Below are 21,239 nucleotides of genomic sequence, written 5' to 3'. Positions count from 1 at the left end.
CCAGAAAAATATTTTTATGAAGAACTATCGAAGATTGCTTAATCCCATATTTTGAATATTATAGATGTCGCTTGTGGTTTATCAAGGGTAAAGCTCCGCCTGCTACGCAGCCCTTGACAAACCCATGTACGCCATCTCCTGTTATTATTAAGATGGGCTTAAGGCTGATTTTGACTATTGTCAGTCCTATTCTACATGATTTTTTCACAGGGGTGTTGCATTTAATATTGCAATTTAAGAATAAAAATGCTGAGTCAAGTTAATTTGACTCAGCATTTTCTATTATATAGAAACATATATAGAGAAGCTATAAATATAATAATATAACCTATGATGCTTAAGTAATCTGGAAGTATTCCAAAGAAGATTAGGCTTATTATTGCTGAAAAAATAATATTCGAATAATCAAATATTGATATTTCTTTAGCAGGGGCATACTTATAAGCATAAGTTACTCCAAATTGTCCAACGCTTGCAAAAACTCCAGCTAAAGTTAAATAAGCTAATTGAAGTATACTCATAGGTTTGTAAGAGAGCAGCATTAATGGAAAAGTTACAATGCTAGAGAAAAAGGAAAAATAAAATACAATTGTATCCGGAGCTTCTTTGTTTCCTAATGCTCTAACGCAAGTATATGCTGATGCTGCACTTATTGATCCGAGTACTCCAATAATTGCTGGAATTATCTCGGAGTTAAAAGATGGTTTAATTATGAATAATGCCCCCAAAAAAGCAATTGTTATTGATAGTATTTGTCTTAAGTTTATATTCTCTTTTAAAAATAGCCATGAAAAAATAATCACAAAAAATGGACTAAGTTTATTTAGCATATTAGCATCAGATAAAACCAGTTTATCTATAGCATAAAAGTTAAAAATTATCCCTAAGGTTCCAAAGGAAGATCTGAGTAATAATAATTTTTGATTTTCTCTTTTTCCAAAGAATTTACCTTTGTGATTCACTATGGATATAAGTGCCACCAAAACTGCTATTATATTTCTAAAAAATGTTTTTTGAAAAGAGGGCAAATCTCCGGATAATTTAACAAAAGCTGACATCATAGCAAAACCAAAAGAAGATATTATTAAGAATAATATGCCTTTATATCTGTTGTTTAATTTAGTAAAATTCATATCATGATCCCTTTCTATAAAGTTTAGAGTAATTAATATTATTAGTATAACGTATGATATCAAATTTTGCTACATTATAACCTTTCAGGTTTTCAACTTTTACTTTCATGAAAGTTAGGGTATAATAAAAAATGACAAATTTTATGCGCTATGGAGAAGATAATATAAATGAGTTTTTATTTAGTAAATGGCGATAATTTAGTTTTGGTTCCTTATAATATAATGGCTGTAGATTTTGAATTTGTAACTACAAGAATTATAGATAACAAGGCCAAAAAGTACTTTCAAGAAATAGTAGAGATAGGTGCAGTACAAAAAAGTGAAAATTTGGTTATAGAATACAGTAGAATTATTAAACCGAGATATTTTATGTCTTCTTCTAATAAACATCAAAGTATTTATGGAGGAAGAATATCTTTTCAAGATATAAAAAACGGAATAGATATAAGTGAAGCTTTTAAAGATATGGAAAAAATGTATATTCCCAAAGAAACAATATGGATATCTTGGGGAAGATCTGAGTATGATATTTTAAAAAATGTATGTGCAACTTATAATATTACAATGCCTTTTTTAAAAGAAGATTATTTAGATTTATCTATTGAATTTAGAAAATTTTATAAACTGAAGCAAAATATATCTTTAGATAGAGCTTTGAATTTTTTAAATATACCTATAGAAAATAGGCATATTGCATTGCCAGATGCCAGATTAGTAATGAAGATAGCGGAGAATATGCTTATTAATGGATATGAGATTGAAGAAAAGTTTATAAAAAACTTATAGAATGTACTAAATGAGGTGAAATGTTTGGAAGAAGTTTATATAGAAAGAGAAAAAGATGTTTTAAGAATTGCAATAAAAGAAGATGGAAGATTAAAGGAATGCTTCATAGAAGAAGAAACAAATGAGCCTTTTCCCGGAGAAATATATAAGGGTGTAGTTAAAAATATAGTTCCTGCTATTAAATGTGCATTTATAGATATTGGATTTGAGAAAAATGCATATATGTATATGCATAAAAAATTTAATAATGAGAATATAAAAAAAGGTGATGAACTTTTACTAGAAGTTATGAAGGAGCCAATAGGAGAGAAAGGTCCTAAAGTTACAAATTTTATAAGCATTCCAGGAAGATATGCTGTTATTATAACTTATAACAATAAGGTTAATTTTTCTAAAAAGATTGGTGATAATGAAAATTTCAAAGAATACATAAAAGAAAACATAATTAAGCCTTTAGATGTTGGTATTATGATAAGAACTAATGCTTTAGAAGTAGATATAGATGATGTGAATAAAGAGATAAATGAATTATATGAGCAATATAAAAGAATAGTTAATGAAGGTAAATATTCTATTAAACCTGGTCTTTTATATAAAGGAGGAAGCTTGGGGAGAGTTGGAATTGATGTGCTAAGCAGTGCAACAAGTAAGATAGTCCTTAATGATGAGAAAGATTATGAATATATAAAGAGTTTTGTATACGGTAAGTCAGATTTAAATCCTCAAATAGAACTTCATTTAGAAAGACAAAGTGTTTTTTCTTATTATAATATAGAAAGAGAAATTCTTTCTCTTAGAAATAGTAAGGTTGCTCTTCCAAGTGGAGGGAACATAGTAATAGAAAAAACAGAGGCGATGTATGTTATAGATGTAAATTCTGGGAAAAATACAAAACAAAATTCCATAGATAAAACTGCTCTTATCACGAATTTAGAGGCGGCAGAAGAGATTGCAAGGCAAATAATGATAAGAAATTTAGGAGGAATAATAGTTGTAGATTTTATAGACGTGAGCAGTCTTGAAAGCAAGAAAAAAATAATTAAGAAATTAAAAGAAGGATTCAGGGATGATAAGAAAAAGACAGTTATATATCCATTCACGGAGCTAAATATAGTTCAAATTGCAAGAAAAAGAAGAGGAAAATCTATTTATGATTATATAGAGGAAGACTGCAATGTATGTCATGGAAAGGCAAAGAAAATAAAACTTTCATACTTAAATAAACTGATTAAAAATGAGATAGTAAGAATTAGCAATGATTATGAAATCAAAGACATATACATTGAAATAGACAAAATATATAAAGAGGAAGTTTTAGGAGATGTTCTAAAATTTGTGAATGAAATTGATGGTTTAGATAAGAAGATATATATAAACTTTATGGAAAATCTAGAATATTTCAAAGTGGAACCTTTGATTTTTGCAAGCCAGGTAAAAAAGTTTGAAGATTTAAAGATTTATGGCTAAATTTATCTTTACAAACAAAAGCCAGTATGTTACAATGGCATTTGTAAACCGCACGCATAAGGTCAAAAAACGCAAAAATTTGCGTACCGAAGGCGGCGAGACTCTTATAAGGAGGTGTATTTTAATGTACGCTATAATTCAAACAGGTGGAAAGCAATACAGAGTTCAAGAAGGAGACGTTTTATTTGTTGAAAAGCTAAATGCTGAAGTAGATACAAACGTTGAATTAACTGAAGTTATCGCTGTTAATAAAGATGGTAACTTAGTAGTTGGAACTCCTATTGTTGATGGAGCTAAGGTGGTTGCTAAGGTTCTTAAACAAGGAAAAGCTAGAAAGGTAGTTGTATTTAAGTACAAACCAAAGAAGGATTCTAGAAAGAAAAAAGGACACAGACAACCATATACTAAGTTACAAATTGAAAAGATTGAAGCTTAATTATGACAAGTGTTTCTTTTAAAAAAAAGTATGAATACTTAATTGCTTTCAAAATAGAAGGTCATGCAGGGTTTAAGGAAGAAGGAGAAGATATAGTATGTAGTGCTATATCTATGATTTCACAAACCACTTTAATTGGCATTTTGGAAGTTTTAAAAATCGATGTAGAATACTACATTGAAGATGGTTTTTTAAATTTGAGTTTAGAGAAGAATTCCATGGAAGAAATTAAAAAGTGCCAGGTTTTACTTCAAACTATGTTACTCGGATTAAAGAACATTGAAATAACTTACGGTGATTATATAAATGTAAGGGTAGAGGAGGTGTAATTCATGTTATTAATTAACCTTCAATTATTTGCTCATAAAAAAGGGGTAGGTAGTTCTAAGAACGGTAGAGATTCTGAATCAAAGAGACTTGGAACTAAATGCGGAGATGGACAATTTGTTCTTGCTGGAAATATATTAGTAAGACAAAGAGGAACAAAAATTCATCCAGGTGTTAACGTTGGTAGAGGTGGAGATGACACACTTTTTGCTAAAGTTGACGGTATAGTAAGATATGAAAGAGTTGGAAGAAATAAAAAGCAAGCTAGCGTTTATCCTGTAGAAATAGAAAAAGTAGCAGAATAGTTTAAGGCACCCATAAGGGTGCTTTTTTAAAACTCATTGATGGGGGATCAAAATGGATAGTTTTCATGATTTTGTAAGTGAGCTTAGAAGAGCAAGACATGACCATATGAATGATATTCAAATAATTTATGGATATTTGCAGCTAGATAAAAAAGATGAAGCTTTAAACTATATAAATGATGTTTCTAAACACAACAAGATGTTAAGTAGAATGTATGCATTAGGTGATAATAGATTTGGTTTTGCAATGGAGAAACTTTTAAAAAGTCTTAGAAAAAAGCAGGTTTCAGTAGAAGTCGATATAGAAATAGATAGTTTTTCGAGAAAAGTCTTTGAATTAGAGGGCGATAAAAAAATCGATTTAGTAAATAATATAATTAATGAATTTGAAAATAACAAATGTAAATTTGTATATATATATATTTTTGAAGATGATATGGGAGAAAGTCTTCTTATTGCTAACAAAGAGTCCTGTGCTGATGAACTAGATTGGATGGAAGATTGGCAGGTAATTGAATCTGGAATACAAGACATAAAGTTACATAAATATATGTATAATAACAATATAGGTTATAGATTGACTTTTGGACTGTAAAGAATTGTTTTAAATTATATAACTAAAAGTTTTATTTGGCATAAATTAAAAATTGAGGTAAGGTGATATATATGTTTATAGATGTAGCGAAGATATTTGTAAAGTCAGGAGACGGAGGAGATGGAGCTATTTCCTTCAGAAGAGAGAAGTATGTGCCTTTAGGAGGTCCTGATGGAGGCGATGGAGGCGATGGAGGAAGTGTAATTCTAGTAGCAGATAGAAATTTAACTACTTTATTAGATTTTACGTATCGCAGAAAGTATGTGGCGGAAAAAGGACAAAATGGATCAGGCTCTAAATCTTCTGGTAAGAAAGGTGAAGATTTATACATAAAAGTACCTATGGGAACGGTAGTAAGGGATACTAAAACCAATAAAATAATGGTAGACTTATCTCATGATGGAGATTCTTATGTTGTTGCAAGGGGAGGTAAAGGAGGTAAAGGAAATTATCATTTTGCAACACCTACAAGACAAGCACCTAATTTTGCAGAACCAGGGATGCCAGGAGAAGAAAGAGAGATTACTTTAGAAATCAAGTTACTAGCAGATGTGGGATTAGTAGGATTTCCTAATGTAGGAAAGTCAACCCTTCTATCCATGGTAAGTAAAGCTAGACCTAAAATAGCAAACTACCATTTTACTACTTTAAAGCCTAATCTTGGTGTGGTAAAAGTTGAAGGAGTGCCACCTTTTGTTATGGCAGATATACCAGGAATAATAGAAGGTGCTTCAGAAGGTGTAGGTCTTGGCTTTGACTTTTTAAGACATATAGAGAGAACAAGACTTTTAATACATGTGGTAGACATATCAGGAATTGAAGGAAGAGATCCTGTAGAGGATTTTAAAAAAATAAATGAGGAATTGAAAAATTATAGCGTAAAACTTTGGGATAGACCTCAAATTATTGCGGCTAATAAAAGCGATATGTTATATGACGAAGAGGTTTTTGAAAACTTTAAAAACGAATTAAATAAGATGGGATATGATAAAATATTTAAGATTTCTGCGGCTACCAATGAAGGAGTAAATGAATTAATAAAAGAAGCAGCAAGAATTTTAAGTACGATTCCAGTAAAAGATTTAGAAATTGATCCAGAAGAAATGTATGTAGAGGAAGAGAAGAGATTTACTTATGATATTAGAGTAGAAGATGGAGTTTATATTATAGAAGGAAGTTTTGTAGATAGACTTTTAAGAAGCGTAAATGTAAATGATCCAGACTCTTTAAGATATTTTCAAAAGGTTCTAAAGAGCAAAGGAATCATAGATGAATTAAAAGAAATGGGAATTAAAGATGGAGATTTAGTAAGACTAAACGACTTTGAATTTGAATTTTTATTGTAATTATTAGGAGGATAGATATGATAAGCAGTAAGCAAAGAAGCTATTTAAGAGGACTCGCAAATACGATTCAGCCTATTTTTCAAGTAGGCAAAAACGGAATAGATGAAGCATTTTTAAAGCAAGTTGAGGATGCACTAGAGGCAAGGGAACTCATAAAAATAAAAGTACTTAATAATAGCGAATATACAGCAAGAGAAGCCTCAGATGAAATATGTGAAAAACTAAATTGTGAAGGAATTCAAGCTATAGGAAATATTTTAGTACTTTATAAAAAATCAAAGAATAAACCAAAGATAGAGCTTCCGTAAAAAGAGAAAAGTATAATGCTAGGAAGTTAGTTTAAAGTGAAAAACAAAATGCTAAATTAAGAATTTCTTAATTTAGCATTTTGTTTTTCTGTTTTTCAATAGTTTGTGGTAGTAAGTATTTATCATTGTAAACTGTCAAAGATTTTTCACTATTAAGATTCGTTTTGGATTTTAAGACTTTGGCGTCTTCTGAGTTTTCTTTTTTGGAGTATTTATCTTGAGATTCATATTTATTGGATTCATTATTAGAAACTCTAGCTGAATATATGGTGAATATAATTGCAGGGATTATTATAAAGTTTATTAAAACAATATAATTATAAATAACCAGCAATTTTAGCATCAAAAATCCGTTTTTTGAAGTAAAATGTGAAAGGATAAAAACTAATATGGAAATTACCAATATAGCTGTACTCTTTTTTTTATTATAGAATATTTCTATTAATTTTAAAAATGCGTAGAAGGTTAGAATATATTTTATAAACCATCCACCTACTATTTGCAGCATAACAAACAGCTCTCCGGCCTCTAAGAAATCAAAGTGACTTACTAGCTGAGTTTGAATTAACTTAGGATAATATATAGTTAAAGCTTTTTTGTATCCAAAGGTGGTAACTACACCTATAAGTGAATATATTTGCATCTGTACTACGATTAATATACCAACTAAGGAAGTTTTTATTATTCTATGTTTATCAACTATATTATTTAGGTATGGAAATAGTATGGATATAGGTCCATATAGAGCTAGGGATCTTAATGTAGCTATAATCATATTCTTATCAAATCCCCACTGCAATATAGGATATAGATATTTATTATCTTTGTATTTCTGAGTAAGTATTCCTAAATTAGTGCCTGCTAACATTACAAAGAACATTCCGGCAATTGTAGTTATTATAAGAGGTCTAAGCCCTTTTTTTACACAATAAGCAGTAGTTATTATAAAAAGTAAAAGTATAAACCAAGTTGGGGTTTCTAATATCATATTTTGATGCATAGAATTAGCTTCCACTGAAGCAGATTCGACTAAAGTTAAAAACAGGGTAAAAATAAACAATATGTAAAATATGCTTCCCAAATTTTTTCCTAGTGCAGAAGTATATATATTGTATAAATCATAGCATTTAGTTTTTATAAAAATTCTTAAAGTATAAATAGCATATAAAATTAGAAATATAGAAGCTATCGAAACTGCTATCCAAGAATCCCTTCTCCCACATTGAACAATTATATTTGGATAAGTTTTATATGAAACTATACAAGTTCCTAAAATAATAAATATGAGATGTCTGCTGTTTAATTTATCCATAAAATCCTTCCCTTTGTTAATAAATTTTTCCTTATTATAATTCTAGTATCTACAGCTAAGTGAATAATATTCTATTCTTTCACAAACAATATTAAAGGTGAGGTTTTATGGATAAAAAATATATTAATTATATTAAAGAAAAACTAAAAAATAGCTTTGATGTTCAGTTTAGAGAAATTCAGGCTAAGGAAGGAAAAATATATGCAATTTTTATAGATAGTTTAGTTGACAAAAAGTATATAAGTGAGTATATAATTTTACCTTTAATGAAAACAAATAAATTTGAGGACATAGAAGCAGTAAAAAGTCAAGTTTTATATACAAGTATACTTGGAGATGTGAAAGATGAGCAGGATGCTATTATTCATATTTTATCTGGAGATGTAGTATTAATATTTGAATTTTTTCAATCTGTTATATTTTGTGAGACAAAAAATATTGCACGGAGAGCCGTTTCAGAAAATATAAGAGAAAATGTAATAAAAGGACCTCATGAAGCTTTTAATGAGTTGATAGTGGATAGTATTGCTTTAATAAGAAAGAGAATTATAAATGAGAATTTAACATTTGAAACTATAAAAGTAGGAAAAAAGTCTAATACTACTACAGTATTAGCTTACATAAAAGGAGTTGCTCCTGATAAATTGGTAAAATATGTAAGGAGTAAGATAGAAAGTGCAAATTTAGAGTTTATTTTAGAGGCAAGTTATATTGAAGAGCGACTAAGAGCTAAGGGAACAATTTTTAATACAATAGATACCACAGAAAGACCAGATAAAGTAGTATCTAAGTTGCTCGAAGGAAGAGTAGCCATTCTCGTTGATGGTAGCCCTGAAGTTATAACAGCACCATATTTTTTTATTGAAAACTTTGAAGCTAGCGATGACTATTCTTTTAATAAGTATTTTGTTAGTTTTATAAGAATTCAAAGGTGGGCAGCCTTTTTTATGGCACTGTTGCTCCCGGGACTTTATATAGCTATAGGAACACACCATTTTTCTCTTATACCAACATCTTTTGTATTTAGATTAGCTAATTCTAGAGCAGGAGTACCTTTTCCTACAGTCGTTGAAGTGCTGCTTATGATATTCTTTTTCCAACTTTTAAGAGAAGCTGGTATAAGACTTCCACAGCCAACAGGGCAAACTATGAGTATAGTAGGTGCTCTTATTTTAGGAGACGCAGCTATCGGGGCAGGGCTTGCATCTCAAGGTACTATTGTAATAATAGCTGTATCATCCATATCCACATTTTTAGTACCTAACCTTTATAAAAATGTGTCTATCTGGAGCATAATTATAGTAGTCTTTGCAGCAATTTTAGGATTGCCTGGGTTTTATATGGGTTTTTTTGTATTTATAGCCCATTTATCAGCATTAGAAACCTGTGGATATCCATATCTGTATCCTTTGGGAACTTTGGAGTTGTTTAAGTATAAAGATGTAATATTGAGAGGAGATCTAAATAAAATATCAAATAGCATATTTCAAAATGGTGATCAAGAAATGAATGCTTCAAAAGATAATATTGAAAAAGGTGATAGCCAGGAGAGCGATGATTCAAAGGATATTGAGCAAAATAATAGTTATGAAAAAAATAGTGACTCAAAGCAGAATAAACAAAAATATGTTAATGATAAGAGTGATGACTTAAAAAATACTAAGGAAGAGGATAATAATCAGAATGAGGATACTCAAAAGAAGGATGAATTAAAGGATGATAACCAATGAAAAAGATAGCACTATGTTTAATAATTATGTGTTCTCTTATATTTACTGGCTGCTTTAATTATAAAGATATAAATAAATTAGTCTTTTCTATTGCTTTAGTAGTAGATATAAATGAGTATAATAATCCTGTGCTATATATAGAGGGATTTAGACCTATGGAAGGGACTACAGAAGGACAAAAGGTAATATTTAAAGGAGAAGGAAAAACTATATTTGAAGCCTTAAGGAGCATAAATTTAGGGTCAAGTTATAAACTTAATTTGAATCAAAATAAAATTATTGCATTTACTCAGAAGGCTGCAGAATATGGTATAGGTAATTTTATTGACTTTTTTGATAGAGATCAGGAGCTTCTTGTAAGACCATATGTATGTGTATTAATAGGAGATCCAGAAGAGCTGCTTTCTATGAAAAGCAGTGAAGGAGAATATACAGGAATATATGTAGATAGGTTATTAGATAATATAGCATCTTCTTCAAGAGGAATTTTTAGAAGTATCAATGACTATAATAATCAAAGATTAATTGGTGATAAGGTTAATGTAGTATCTATGATAGAAGTAAAAAAGGATGTGGGGGAATTTAAAAAGATATTTGTAAATGGAGGAGCTATAATAAAAAATGATAAAATGATAGGAAGTATATCAATAGAAGAAGGGCAAGGATTCAATTTTTTAATGAATAATGTGGCATTTGGAACATTAGAAGTAACTAATCCTGAATATAAAGATGCATTTGTTACTTTGGAAATACTAAATAGTAAAACCAATACGAATATAAAACAAGAGGATAATAAAGTAAAATTAATTAAAGATATTAAGGTGAATACAGTGCTTGGATGTGTTCAAAAAGGTTTAATTATAAACGATAAGAACTTGAAGCAATTAAAAGAAAATGCAGAAAGTAATATTAGGAAAGCCTGTTATCAGATTTTTGATAAATATAAAGAAAAAGGGTTAGATATATTTGATATACAAGAAGAATATTTAAGAAAGTTCAGGAAAGAACCAGAAGAAGATATCATAAAAGATATAGAATTATTAGTAAATGTAGAAGTATCGATAGAATCAGGAAATGACACAATAGACTTTATAAATGTTAATGGCAAGTAGTTACATAAAATGTGCTTCTTGCCTTTTAAATTTTGTTTTTTATGCTATACTATTTGTTAGTAGGAGGCGCTTTATGAAGAAGAAAGGAATTTTTGGAGGAACTTTTGATCCTATACATAATGGGCATTTGCATGTAGCCTATGAAGCACTTTATAATTTGAAATTAGATGAAATCATCTTCATTCCATCTGGGAATCCACCTCATAAAACTAATAAAATAGTCACCGACGCTAAAATTAGATATGGATTAGTTAAGATGGTTGTAAAAGATGAAAAAAAATTTAAAGTTAGCGATTATGAAATAAAGAAAAATGGTTTAAGCTATACATATGAAACTTTAGAATTCTTCAATAAATTGGAACCTAATACTCAGTGGTATTTTATAACAGGTGCAGACTGTTTAATGGAGATTTATACTTGGAAAAATATAGATGCTATTTTTAATTCATGCAAATTTGTGGTTTTCAATAGAAGTGGATATAAAAAAGAAGACATCTTAAAACAAAAAAGCGAAGTGGAAAGCAAATTTGATAAAGAAATAATTTTTTTGGATATACCTATTTTAGAAATTTCATCTACACTAATAAGAAGTAAGATAAAGGAAGGTAAAAACATAAGTTATTTAGTCCCTAAAAATTTAAATGAAACATTGAAAAAAATGAATGTATATAGATGAAAAGGGGAAAGAATATGTGGACAGAAGAACAAATCATTGAATATTTAAAAAAGAATTTAAGAAAGAGTAGATTAGAACACAGCTTAAGTGTAAGAGATACTGCTGTAAAGCTGGCTGAAATATATGGAGGAGATATAGAAAAAGCCAAAATAGCAGGACTTGTACATGATTGTGCTAAATATATAAAGGATGAAGAAATGTTAAATATTTGTGAAAAATATGGTTATAATATTGATGAAGTTTCAAGAAACTTTCCAAACATTTTACATGGGCATGCAGGAGCTTATATAGCAAATAATGTTATGGGAATAGAGGATAAAGATGTATTAAATGCAATAGCCTATCATACCACCGGTAGAAAGAATATGAGCTTACTTGAAAAAATAATTTATATAGCAGATTACATAGAACCATTAAGAGATTTTAATGGTGTGGAAGAAATAAGAAAAATAGTTTATGATGGAAAGTTACATGAGGCTTTAATAATGTCTTTTAATAATACTATAAAATACATACTGGATAGAAATGCTCTTTTACACAAAGATACTATAGATGCTAGGAATTATATGTTGTATACTATAGATAGGTGGAAAAAATGAGTAAGAATAGAAAAAGTAAATTTTTAAAGGCTATGATAACTATAATAACTGTAATCATAGGAATAGTTATTGCAGTAGGAGCATATTTTTATATGGGCCTTTCAGAGTTAAGCAAAAATTCTGACCTAGGAGAAAATGATGTACAGTATATAAATAACGATATTGAAACAGATGACAATAAAGAATCTATAAATATATTAGCTTTAGGAGTAGATATAGGCACTCCAGGGGCAGAAAATGCAAATGACCCAAAAAGGACAGATACAATTATGCTAATTCACTATGACAAAATAAATAAAGATGTAAGTGTAATTTCAATTCCTAGAGATACCTTAATAAAGATTAATGGGAAAAATGCAAAAATAAATGCAGCTCATGCTATAGGTGGAGTTAGATATGCTATTGATGCTGTAGAAAAACTTTTAGATATAGATATTAACTATTATGGAAAGGTAGATTATGAGGGATTTAGAGAAATTGTGGATTCTATAGGCGGAGTAGATATTGAAATACAAAACAACATGGATTACGATGATCCCGCTCAAGACTTACACATACATTTTAAAAAAGGAGAAACAGTTCATTTAGATGGTAAAAAGGCAGAAGAGTTTTTTAGATGGAGAAAAAATAATAATGGGACCGGTCTTGCAGAAGGGGATTTAGGAAGAATAGAAAATCAACACATTTTTATTTCAAAAGTAATTGAAAAATTAAAAAGTCCTAGAATAATACCAAGAATACCGAGTATTTTTATGACTTTGCCTAAGTATGTGGAAACTAATATGTCTGGAGACGAAATAATAAAGTATGGATACGCTTTTATGAGAGCTAATGACATAAAAATAGAAACATTAAAAGGACATACCAAGTATATTGGAGGAATTTCATACTTTATTTATGATGAGAATAGTAATAAAGATTTATTAGACAGAATTTATAATACAACTTTAAATAATGATTTTAATATAGATAAAAGCAAATTAAATATACAAGTATTAAATGGAACAGGTAAAACTGGTCTTGCAGCAAATTATAGAGAATATCTTAAAAAGAAGGGATATAAAAATACTTCAATAGGAAATACAAAAGACTCAGAATATACAAAAATATTAATAAATAAAGGCAACTTTAGTAATAAACAAATAAAGTATATTAAAGAAGATTTAAAAATAGATAAAGTAGAAAATATAGAGAAAAATTATGAAAAATTTGATATAATAATTATATTAGGTAAAAAATAAATTATACAATTAGGAGGAAGAGAAAATGAAAAAACAAATAATCAGTACAACAAATGCACCATCTGCAATAGGACCATATTCACAAGGAGTTAAAATTGGAAATCTTTTATTTACTTCAGGTCAAATTCCTTTAGATCCTCAAACTGGGGAGTTAGTTAATGATAATATAGAAAAAGCAACAGAAAGAGTAATGCTAAATTTGAAAGCTATTTTAGAAGAAGCAGGAACTAGTTTTGATAAAGTAGTAAAGACAACTGTATTACTAAAAGATATAAACGATTTCAATAAAGTAAACGAAATTTATGGAAAATATTTTACAAGTGAACAACCAGCAAGATCTTGCTTCCAAGTTGGAAAACTTCCAAAGGATGCTCTACTAGAAATTGAGGTTATAGCATTTGTTGAATAATAAAGAAAATATATTAAGATTAAAGGTAAAAATCGAAGAAGACATAAAACTTAGCGAATATCTAAGATGCAATGCTGAATTTTCTAGTAGATTCATCAGAAAAGCAGCAAGAGATGGAAGAATAAAAGTAAATAATGAAAAAGTAAACTTATCCTATAAACTTAAGGATAAAGATATTATAGAAATAAAAATTGATAAAGAAGAAGAACAAGATATAATTCCAGAAAAGATGGATTTAGAAATTGTTTATGAAGATGAAGATATAATAGTGGTAAATAAACCTAAAGGCATGGTAGTTCACCCAACAAAAAGGCATTTAAATGGCACTTTATCTAATGGCCTTTTATATTATTTCAAAGAAAAAAACGAAAATAGTATAGTAAGATTAGTAAATAGACTAGATATGGACACTTCAGGTCTTATATTAGTAGCTAAGAATGCTTTTAGTCATATGGCTCTTGCAAGAGACATGCAAAAGAATGTGTTTGTTAAAAGCTATTTAGCTATAGTCCATGGTAATATGAAAGATAACAAAGGAGTAATAGATAAACCAATATATAGAGTTGGGGAAGGAACCATAAAACGAGTTATAGATGATAGGGGACAAAGAAGTGTTACAAGATTTGAAGTTATAGAAAGATATAATGATGCTAATCTTGTAAGGCTTACTCTTGAAACAGGAAGAACTCATCAGATAAGAGTACATTTAAGCAGTATAGGTCATCCTATTTTTGGGGATGCATTATATGGAAAAGAGGAAAAAGAATATATAGAAAGACAGGCATTACATGCCTATAAATTAGAATTTCCTCACCCTAAGAGTCGAAAGATAATAAAACTGGAAAGTGATATGCCTTTAGATATGAAAAGTTTAATTGATAAATTAAAATCTTAAAAGAAAAGAGATAGATATTGATTTTTATCAATATCTATCTCTTTTCTTTTGTTTTACTTTCTTTCTTATTCTCAATAAAGAGATAAGCAAGATTAATATGACTGGATAGGCCAGAATTTTCATTGAGTTTATTGAATTAACACTATTTTTTAAGGCTAATGCAGGTGCTTTATAAGCATAATCAGCACCGCTTGCTAGATTTAGGCTGCCTATAGATTTGTTATTATAAAATACTTCTGCAGTTAGAATGTTTTGCCCTCTATTAAAAGATGTTTTGCTTAAATCCTTAGAATTTATTTTAAGTTTAGGAGTTTCTGTTGAATCTTTGTTTTTAAGATAGTAAAAGTTTTCAGCGGCTAAAAGAGGGATGTTTAATCCTTCCTTTATTGTATATTCTCCAACCATATCTCCTTTGGAATATAAGGTGGCTTTGGAGAAGTTTTCAAATCCATAATCAAATAACTTTCTAGCATCGGACCAATAAGCTTTATTAGAATCATGAAGAAGTACAGCTATAAGCTTAATTCCATTTCGAGAAGCTACTGCAACGTAAGAATGCTTTGACTGAATAGTATATCCAGTTTTACCTGCTTCACAGCCTTCGTAATAATAATTTGAACTTTTTTGTATTAATCTATTTTCATTCCAAAGAGGTCTTTTTTCTTTGCTTTTATTTGTAGGTTGTATATAATACATTGATGTTGTAGATATTTTTATGTATTCTTCATGCTTAATTAACTCTTTCATAATTAAAGCTAAGTCTCTAGCAGTAGTTCTATGCATATCATCGTATAATCCACTAGGATTAACAAAATTAGTGTTACTACATCCAAGTTCTAAAGCTCTTTTATTCATAAGTTTTGCGAATTCTTCACTTGAACCGGATATATGTTCAGCTAAAGTTAAAGCTGCATCGTTAGCAGATCTTAAAAGCAAAGCATATAAAAGATCTTTAACTGTCAACTTTTCATCTTCAAATAAATATATTTTGCTGCCATCTATAAGAGGGGGATTTTTTCCTACAGTGACCACATCATCTAGATTAGCGTTTTCAAGGGTTAAAAGAGCAGTCATAATTTTAGTAGTAGAGGCTGGAGGATATTGAGTATCCATATTTTTGGAATATAATATTTCTCCTGTAGCTGCATCCATTAATACAACGCCATCAGTATATATATTAGGGGGAGAGCTTTGTGCTTTTGCTTCATGTACTGTAAAGGATAATAATACAACTATAAGTATAAATGTCATTATTTTACGCATTACTTACCTCCTAAATTTTATATGAATAGTATATCAAAAAAATTTGATTATATCAAAAATAATTACTAAAAATTGATAATAGTCTAAAAATGTATTTTTTAATAGAATATAGGTTATTAAATTTTTTATAGTGGCAATAATAAAACATTAAGATTATTGTTGGAGGGCAGAACATGTTATGGATAAGAAAGAAAAAATAATAGGTTCAGCAGCTATGATAATAATATGCACTATATTTTTGACGGTTGGGTACATTTTATCTAAGCCAAAAGCTTATAATAATGAGGTTATTAGTAATTTATCTAATAAATATGACAATTCTGTAATTGTGGATAATTCTTCCCTAGATAAAAATAATTCATCTAGGGAAGAACTTAAGAATATTGTTGTTGAAATTAAAGGAGAAGTTAAAAATCCAGATGTGTATACTATGGAGTATGGAAGTAGGATATATGATTTAGTAAAAAAGGCTGGTGGATTTACAGAAAATGCTGATAAACTAAGTGTTAACTGTTCTATGAAATTAAAAGATGAAGATTGTATAATAATATATAACAAAAATGATAAGGAAAGATTAACCTTACCTGTTGTTAATAATAACAGTAATAGAAATGAAAATTCGCCCAATTTGGATTCAGAGAATAAAAAAATAGATATAAATAGTGCTAGTAAAGAAGAGTTGGTAAGCCTTCCAGGAATAGGAGAAGTTACTGCGCAAAAAATAATAGAGTATAGAGAAAGTAATGGAAAATTTAATTCTGTAGAGGAATTAATGGAGGTAGATAGAATAGGAGAAAAAACTTTAGCTAAGTTTAGAGATAAAATTGAAGTAAGATAAATTTTGAATTAAGTTTATAAAAATGCTATAATATTATTTATGTTAAAATTTATGGATATAAACCAACAGAAGGGGTAGTGAATTAAATGGAAGAAATTATTGAAATTGATAAGCCAGTAAAGAAAGTTATATTTAAAAGAAATACTCAAGAGAAAACAGGAGTAGTGGTTAATTTAACTAAAGGAAAAGAGTATGAAGTATTAAGCGTTAAAATGCCTGCTCAATATGAGATTAAACCTTCAGTTAATGGTGTTATTTTATATCTAATTGAAGATGATAATGGAGAAAAAAATTACTTCTTCTCAAATTATTTTGAAGATAAAAAATAGCTAGTGAGTCCTTAATAGGGCTCACTAATATTTTTAATTGGAATACTAAAAACTAAAGTATATTTTTTATTATACGACTATTAGCTTAGAAATATATTTGCTATATAAAGAATGAGGTAGTTTTATGAAGACTTGGTATAATAGCAGTTGGAATGAGGTTGTAAAGAAATTAAAAAGCGATTTTAAATATGGACTTACTGAAGACAAAGTAAAAGAAAGCAGAGAAGTTTTCGGAGATAACAAAAATTTAAATTTAAAAAATAAAAATTTTATTATTCTATTTTTTAAGCACATGTTAAAACTACATTGTGTTTTAGCTATATTTATATCTGTACTATTAATTTATATTAATAATTTTAAAGCTGCTGTTTTTTTGTGTGGTACAACCGTCCTTTTTGTGTTATTATACGCTTTTAAAGATTATAAAAATGAAAATAGATTAAATAAGCTTAGAAGTATTGCTCCACATAAAGCTGATGTAGTAAGAGAAGGAAAATTGCTTACTCTAAATTCAGAAGAATTAGTAGTAGGTGATATAGTATATGTAGAAAAAGGAGACATAGTACCAGCAGATTTGAGGATAATGCAATGCGAAAATTTAAAGGTTAAAGAGTCAGCAATTACTGGAGATATTAGTTTAGTAGAAAAGTATGAAACAAAAATAGAAGATAAAGAGCTGCTTCCTAGCGATATGAAAAACATACTTTTTAAATCTTCCTTTGTTATTGATGGAAGTGCTAAGGGGATAGTAGTGGCAGTAGGAGAAAATACCGAGATAGGCAAAATGACCGAAAATTTATTAAAAGAAAATCATGAGAGAACTTTACTAGAAGAAAATATATCTAACATTATTAATTTTATGTCAAAAATTTTTATACTTTGTTTAGTGGGTATAGGCTTATATGCTATTTACGGAAAAACAAGTTTATCCCAATTTATAAATTTGATATTTATAATTTATCTTACTATAGTACCTGTTCATATTATATTTATTATAGATATCCTTTCATTTATAATAAGAAAACATATGAAGAGAGCGGAAATTACTATAGAAGGATTATCCTCCATGCAGACTTTATCAGAAATAAATGTATTACTTATAAATAAAGTAGGGGCTTTGACAAAAGAAAGTATGTTTGTAAGTAAACTTTTTTGTGGTGAAAATATAATAGATGCAGATTTAGAAAATATAGAGGAAAATAAAGATAACGTAGATAGAATGATAACTATAGGATTACTTTGCAATGATGCTAACGTTGACAGAGATGGGAAAGTATACAAGGGAGATATTACAGAAAGAGCTATTATAGAATATGGAAGAAAAAATTTTTTATATAAGAACGTATTGGAAAAAGAGCAAGAAAGGATATTTACAGTACCTTATGATGGTGACAAAAAAATAAAAACAACTTTAAATCGAATTGAAGATAAATATAGAGCAAATGTTGTAGGTAGTGTAGATAAGCTATTAGAAAGATGCACTCATATAATGAAAAATGGAATGGAAGTAGAGATTACACTTAAAGATATATTAAGTATAAGGGATGCGGATTTAGCCTTGTCTAAGGAAGGATTACATGTTATTAGCTTTGCATATAGAAATTTTAATTATGAGCCAAGTGTAAATGAAAATATAGAAAGTAATTTAGTTTTTGTAGGGCTTATGGGACTAAATAATCCGCTGAAGGAAAGTGCAATAGAAAGTATAGATTATTGCAGAAGATTAGCTATAAAACCAGTGATTATTACTGAAGATAACAAGATAGCAGCAAATTCATTTGGAAAAAAGATGGGAATACTAAATCAAAATGACATGGTGCTATCAGGTGTTGAAATTGACAATATGGATGATGGTGATATAGAAAAAGTAGTTGAAAAAGTAGGAATATATTCAAAGATATCCTCCAAGAATAAATGGAAAATATGCCGTGAGTTTAAAAGGTTAGGTTATAATGTTGCAGTTACAGGAAACAGATTTACAGATTTACCTAGTTTTCGAGCTTCAAAAATAGGTATAGCTACAGGTAAAGAATGTACTCAAATAACAAAAAACATGGCAGATATATTCATAAAGGATAAAAATTTTGTGAAGCTTTTATCTTTAATCGATAAAAGTAGGAAACTCATTAGAAATATAAATAATATAATATTTTTTAATCTTATAATATCAATTATAGAATTTTTATCAATTACTACAATTAGTGTGTTCTTTAAACATATTTCTGTAGATTTTACTAAAATACTATGGATTAATTTTATAAGTTTAATGCTGAATTCTTTGCTTATATACAGTCAAAGTGAGAATATTAAGGAACATGCTTACGATAAAGTCTATATGGATAAAAGAATATTTAATAGATTTACTTCTGGAATAATTCTATATATTGCATATGTAAGTATATTATTAGTTGCAATGTTTGCTATTGAAAAAAATAAAGAAATGGTTGCAGGTAAAGAAAGTTTATTTGCAATATTGTATATAAGTTCAATTATATTTTCATTTTATTTTATAGAAATTAAGAATGTAATAAAGAATAAAATCTCACTTTTAATTTTCATACTGAACTTTATACTTTGTTTATTATTCTTCCGAAATTTTTATCCTAATTATTTATTGAGCTTAACTAAATCAATGTGGAACTTGAAAATTATGATTATATTTTTAATTATAGAGGTGTTTTTAATAAAGTTTATAAAAGGAATATATATAGAATAATGATTAGTCTTCACATATTTGGTTATATTACCATGTGAAGACATTTTTTAGGAGTATATATGAAAATGAAAAGACCTCTAACATATTATGCGTTAGCTGTATATATAGCTTGTCTTAATTTAATGTTTTTACAAATTAATATTATATTTGCAATATTGATGACAATAATATTTGTTGCAGTAATATTTTTTACTCAAAATATTAAAGGATTTATATTAATACTATGTTTTTTTATAATAGGATGCTTAAGTTTTTTTATATATTTCAATGTAGATATAGGTGGAAGTGCCAAGTTTAGAATTATAGAGAAAAGTAGGGGCTCTTATATAGGAGATTACAGAGGAAGAAAAGTTATTTTATATGGTAATCTTAGTAATATTGAATTGGGAGAAAAGATAGTAGTTAAAGGAAATTTTAGTGATGATAAGGATTATTCTAAGGGAGTTATAGGAAAATATAAAATTAAAAGTTGTTCTAAAGGAAGAACTGATTTTTTAAAGAAAGTTTATGATTTTAAGGAAAAGCTATATTATAAATATTCAAAGGTGTTAGGAGATAAAAATGCAGGAGTTATTATGGCTGCATGTTACGGAGACACTAAGTATTTAAACTTTCAAATAAAAGAAGAGATAAATAAACTAGGGATATCTCACATAATAAGCGTATCAGGATTTCATTTAGCAATTGTATATAAATTATTGGAAAAGGTATTAGGAATAAAATTAGGCCTTGTAGGTTCTTTTTTATATATGATTTTTACTGGAGCGGAGGCGGCTACCATACGGTCCTATGTAATGATATTGATTTTAAAACTTTCAAAGGTATTTTATAAAAACTATGATGGATTATCTTCTCTTAGCTTATCAGCTATTATTATATTTATAATAAAACCTTATTATGTTTTAGATATTGGGTGCACATTATCTTTCTTAGCTACCTTAGGAATTATAATTTATAATGGAAAAATACAAAGGGCTCTCTATATGCTGCCTAAGGAATTGAATGAAAATCTCAGTGTTACCTTAAGTGCTCAAATATTTGCTATGCCCTATACCATGTGTACCATAGAAAATATAAGTATGTTTTTTATACCAGGAAATTTGATGCTTGCGCCTTTATATTCATTTGTAGTACTTCTTGGAACATTGGGAATTATATTCGTTAAATTTGATATGTTATTTAGGATTATAACTTCATTATTATATTCTACTATGATATCAATTGAAGGTGGAACTTATCTTCTTCTCAAAATTGCTCCTTCATTATCAGAATACAATTATTTTTATGGAATAGTAATGCTTGCTATGTTTATGAGTTATGTTTTTATAAAGCATGGATATAAGGAACTTATGTATTTTCCTGCAGCTCTTATGTGTTTTATTATAATGTATAACATGGTATAATAACATAAATAGA

The 21,239-nt window shown here is 28.3% G+C and carries 22 protein-coding genes; 19 read left to right on the top strand and 3 right to left on the bottom strand.

All coding sequences use genetic code 11. From position 1 onward, the window contains the following. Positions 1 to 269: 269 nt before the first annotated feature. The gene (locus tag CPAL_RS05530) at positions 270 to 1,133 is read right to left on the bottom strand and encodes a DMT family transporter (RefSeq protein WP_061858634.1); all 864 of its coding nucleotides are present in this window, start codon (positions 1,131 to 1,133) and stop codon (positions 270 to 272) included. A gap of 168 nt (positions 1,134 to 1,301) precedes the next feature. Between CPAL_RS05530 and CPAL_RS05525 the strand changes: the two genes are divergently transcribed. The 8 genes from CPAL_RS05525 to yhbY all read left to right on the top strand — a co-directional run bounded on the left by CPAL_RS05525 (position 1,302) and on the right by yhbY (position 6,703). Continuing rightward, entirely contained in the window at positions 1,302 to 1,919 is a 618-nt protein-coding gene (locus tag CPAL_RS05525; protein WP_061858635.1) for a 3'-5' exonuclease, read from the top strand. A gap of 24 nt (positions 1,920 to 1,943) precedes the next feature. Then, complete coding sequence (locus tag CPAL_RS05520; RefSeq protein WP_061858636.1) at positions 1,944 to 3,386, top strand: Rne/Rng family ribonuclease; 1,443 nt, start codon at positions 1,944 to 1,946, stop codon at positions 3,384 to 3,386. A gap of 124 nt (positions 3,387 to 3,510) precedes the next feature. After that, on the top strand, positions 3,511 to 3,822 hold the full coding sequence (gene rplU / locus CPAL_RS05515; RefSeq protein ID WP_061858637.1) for a 50S ribosomal protein L21: 312 nt from the start codon (positions 3,511 to 3,513) through the stop codon (positions 3,820 to 3,822). A 2-nt stretch (positions 3,823 to 3,824) separates the two neighbouring features. Beyond that, positions 3,825 to 4,151 (top strand): ribosomal-processing cysteine protease Prp, encoded by a 327-nt coding sequence (locus CPAL_RS05510; RefSeq protein WP_061858638.1) that lies wholly within the window; start codon positions 3,825 to 3,827, stop codon positions 4,149 to 4,151. A gap of 3 nt (positions 4,152 to 4,154) precedes the next feature. Further along, positions 4,155 to 4,454, top strand: coding sequence for a 50S ribosomal protein L27 (gene rpmA / locus CPAL_RS05505; protein ID WP_061858639.1), 300 nt, complete (start codon positions 4,155 to 4,157; stop codon positions 4,452 to 4,454). Positions 4,455 to 4,506: 52 nt separating this feature from the next. Continuing rightward, a complete protein-coding gene (locus CPAL_RS05500) occupies positions 4,507 to 5,049 on the top strand; it encodes a Spo0B domain-containing protein (protein ID WP_061858640.1) in 543 nt (180 codons plus the stop codon). Between the two features lie 71 nt (positions 5,050 to 5,120). Then, positions 5,121 to 6,395 (top strand): GTPase ObgE, encoded by a 1,275-nt coding sequence (obgE, locus tag CPAL_RS05495; protein WP_061858641.1) that lies wholly within the window; start codon positions 5,121 to 5,123, stop codon positions 6,393 to 6,395. 17 nt (positions 6,396 to 6,412) lie between these two features. After that, positions 6,413 to 6,703, top strand: coding sequence for a ribosome assembly RNA-binding protein YhbY (yhbY, locus tag CPAL_RS05490; RefSeq protein WP_061858642.1), 291 nt, complete (start codon positions 6,413 to 6,415; stop codon positions 6,701 to 6,703). A gap of 67 nt (positions 6,704 to 6,770) precedes the next feature. On the opposite strand, the gene CPAL_RS05485 is transcribed toward yhbY, so the two are convergent. Beyond that, positions 6,771 to 8,015: a GerAB/ArcD/ProY family transporter gene (locus CPAL_RS05485; protein WP_106024235.1), complete on the bottom strand. Its 1,245-nt coding sequence runs from the start codon at positions 8,013 to 8,015 to the stop codon at positions 6,771 to 6,773. A gap of 107 nt (positions 8,016 to 8,122) precedes the next feature. On the opposite strand from CPAL_RS05485, the gene CPAL_RS05480 reads away from it, so the two are divergent. The 7 genes from CPAL_RS05480 (at position 8,123) to CPAL_RS05450 (ending at position 14,677) form a co-directional block, all read left to right on the top strand. After that, positions 8,123 to 9,745 (top strand): spore germination protein, encoded by a 1,623-nt coding sequence (locus CPAL_RS05480; RefSeq protein ID WP_106024234.1) that lies wholly within the window; start codon positions 8,123 to 8,125, stop codon positions 9,743 to 9,745. Further along, positions 9,742 to 10,857 carry a Ger(x)C family spore germination protein gene (locus tag CPAL_RS05475; protein WP_061858644.1) on the top strand — a complete coding sequence of 372 codons (1,116 nt, stop codon included), beginning with the start codon at positions 9,742 to 9,744 and terminating at the stop codon, positions 10,855 to 10,857. The genes CPAL_RS05480 and CPAL_RS05475 overlap by 4 nt, the downstream gene beginning before the upstream one ends. Positions 10,858 to 10,930: 73 nt before the next feature. Next, a complete protein-coding gene (gene nadD / locus CPAL_RS05470; RefSeq protein ID WP_061858645.1) occupies positions 10,931 to 11,533 on the top strand; it encodes a nicotinate-nucleotide adenylyltransferase in 603 nt (200 codons plus the stop codon). A gap of 14 nt (positions 11,534 to 11,547) precedes the next feature. Beyond that, the gene (gene yqeK / locus CPAL_RS05465; protein ID WP_061858646.1) at positions 11,548 to 12,132 is read left to right on the top strand and encodes a bis(5'-nucleosyl)-tetraphosphatase (symmetrical) YqeK; all 585 of its coding nucleotides are present in this window, start codon (positions 11,548 to 11,550) and stop codon (positions 12,130 to 12,132) included. Then, on the top strand, positions 12,129 to 13,373 hold the full coding sequence (locus CPAL_RS05460) for an LCP family protein (RefSeq protein ID WP_242976289.1): 1,245 nt from the start codon (positions 12,129 to 12,131) through the stop codon (positions 13,371 to 13,373). Before yqeK ends, CPAL_RS05460 begins: the two co-directional genes overlap by 4 nt. Before the next feature lie 25 nt (positions 13,374 to 13,398). Continuing rightward, positions 13,399 to 13,782 (top strand): RidA family protein, encoded by a 384-nt coding sequence (locus CPAL_RS05455; RefSeq protein WP_061858648.1) that lies wholly within the window; start codon positions 13,399 to 13,401, stop codon positions 13,780 to 13,782. Further along, a complete protein-coding gene (locus CPAL_RS05450; RefSeq protein WP_061858704.1) occupies positions 13,775 to 14,677 on the top strand; it encodes an RluA family pseudouridine synthase in 903 nt (300 codons plus the stop codon). Before CPAL_RS05455 ends, CPAL_RS05450 begins: the two co-directional genes overlap by 8 nt. Positions 14,678 to 14,704: 27 nt before the next feature. On the opposite strand, the gene CPAL_RS05445 is transcribed toward CPAL_RS05450, so the two are convergent. Next, positions 14,705 to 15,940: a D-alanyl-D-alanine carboxypeptidase family protein gene (locus CPAL_RS05445; RefSeq protein WP_106024233.1), complete on the bottom strand. Its 1,236-nt coding sequence runs from the start codon at positions 15,938 to 15,940 to the stop codon at positions 14,705 to 14,707. A 178-nt stretch (positions 15,941 to 16,118) separates the two neighbouring features. Here CPAL_RS05445 and CPAL_RS05440 point away from each other — a divergent pair, with 178 nt between their 5' ends. From CPAL_RS05440 to CPAL_RS05425, 4 genes are all read left to right on the top strand, one after another. Next, positions 16,119 to 16,778, top strand: coding sequence for a ComEA family DNA-binding protein (locus tag CPAL_RS05440; protein ID WP_061858650.1), 660 nt, complete (start codon positions 16,119 to 16,121; stop codon positions 16,776 to 16,778). An 86-nt stretch (positions 16,779 to 16,864) separates the two neighbouring features. Beyond that, positions 16,865 to 17,107, top strand: a complete 243-nt coding sequence (locus CPAL_RS05435) for a hypothetical protein (RefSeq protein WP_061858651.1) — start codon at positions 16,865 to 16,867, stop codon at positions 17,105 to 17,107. A 124-nt stretch (positions 17,108 to 17,231) separates the two neighbouring features. Next, entirely contained in the window at positions 17,232 to 19,823 is a 2,592-nt protein-coding gene (locus CPAL_RS05430) for an HAD-IC family P-type ATPase (protein WP_061858652.1), read from the top strand. A gap of 65 nt (positions 19,824 to 19,888) precedes the next feature. Next, positions 19,889 to 21,226 carry a ComEC/Rec2 family competence protein gene (locus CPAL_RS05425; protein WP_061858653.1) on the top strand — a complete coding sequence of 446 codons (1,338 nt, stop codon included), beginning with the start codon at positions 19,889 to 19,891 and terminating at the stop codon, positions 21,224 to 21,226. Positions 21,227 to 21,239 lie beyond the last annotated feature (13 nt).

The sequence above is a fragment of the Clostridium thermopalmarium DSM 5974 genome (assembly GCF_002995795.1).
GTDB classification, from domain to species: Bacteria; Bacillota; Clostridia; order Clostridiales; family Clostridiaceae; genus Clostridium_H; species Clostridium_H thermopalmarium.
The sequence above is the reverse complement of the archived record's forward strand: the minus strand, read 5'-3'. Positions and strand labels throughout refer to the sequence as shown.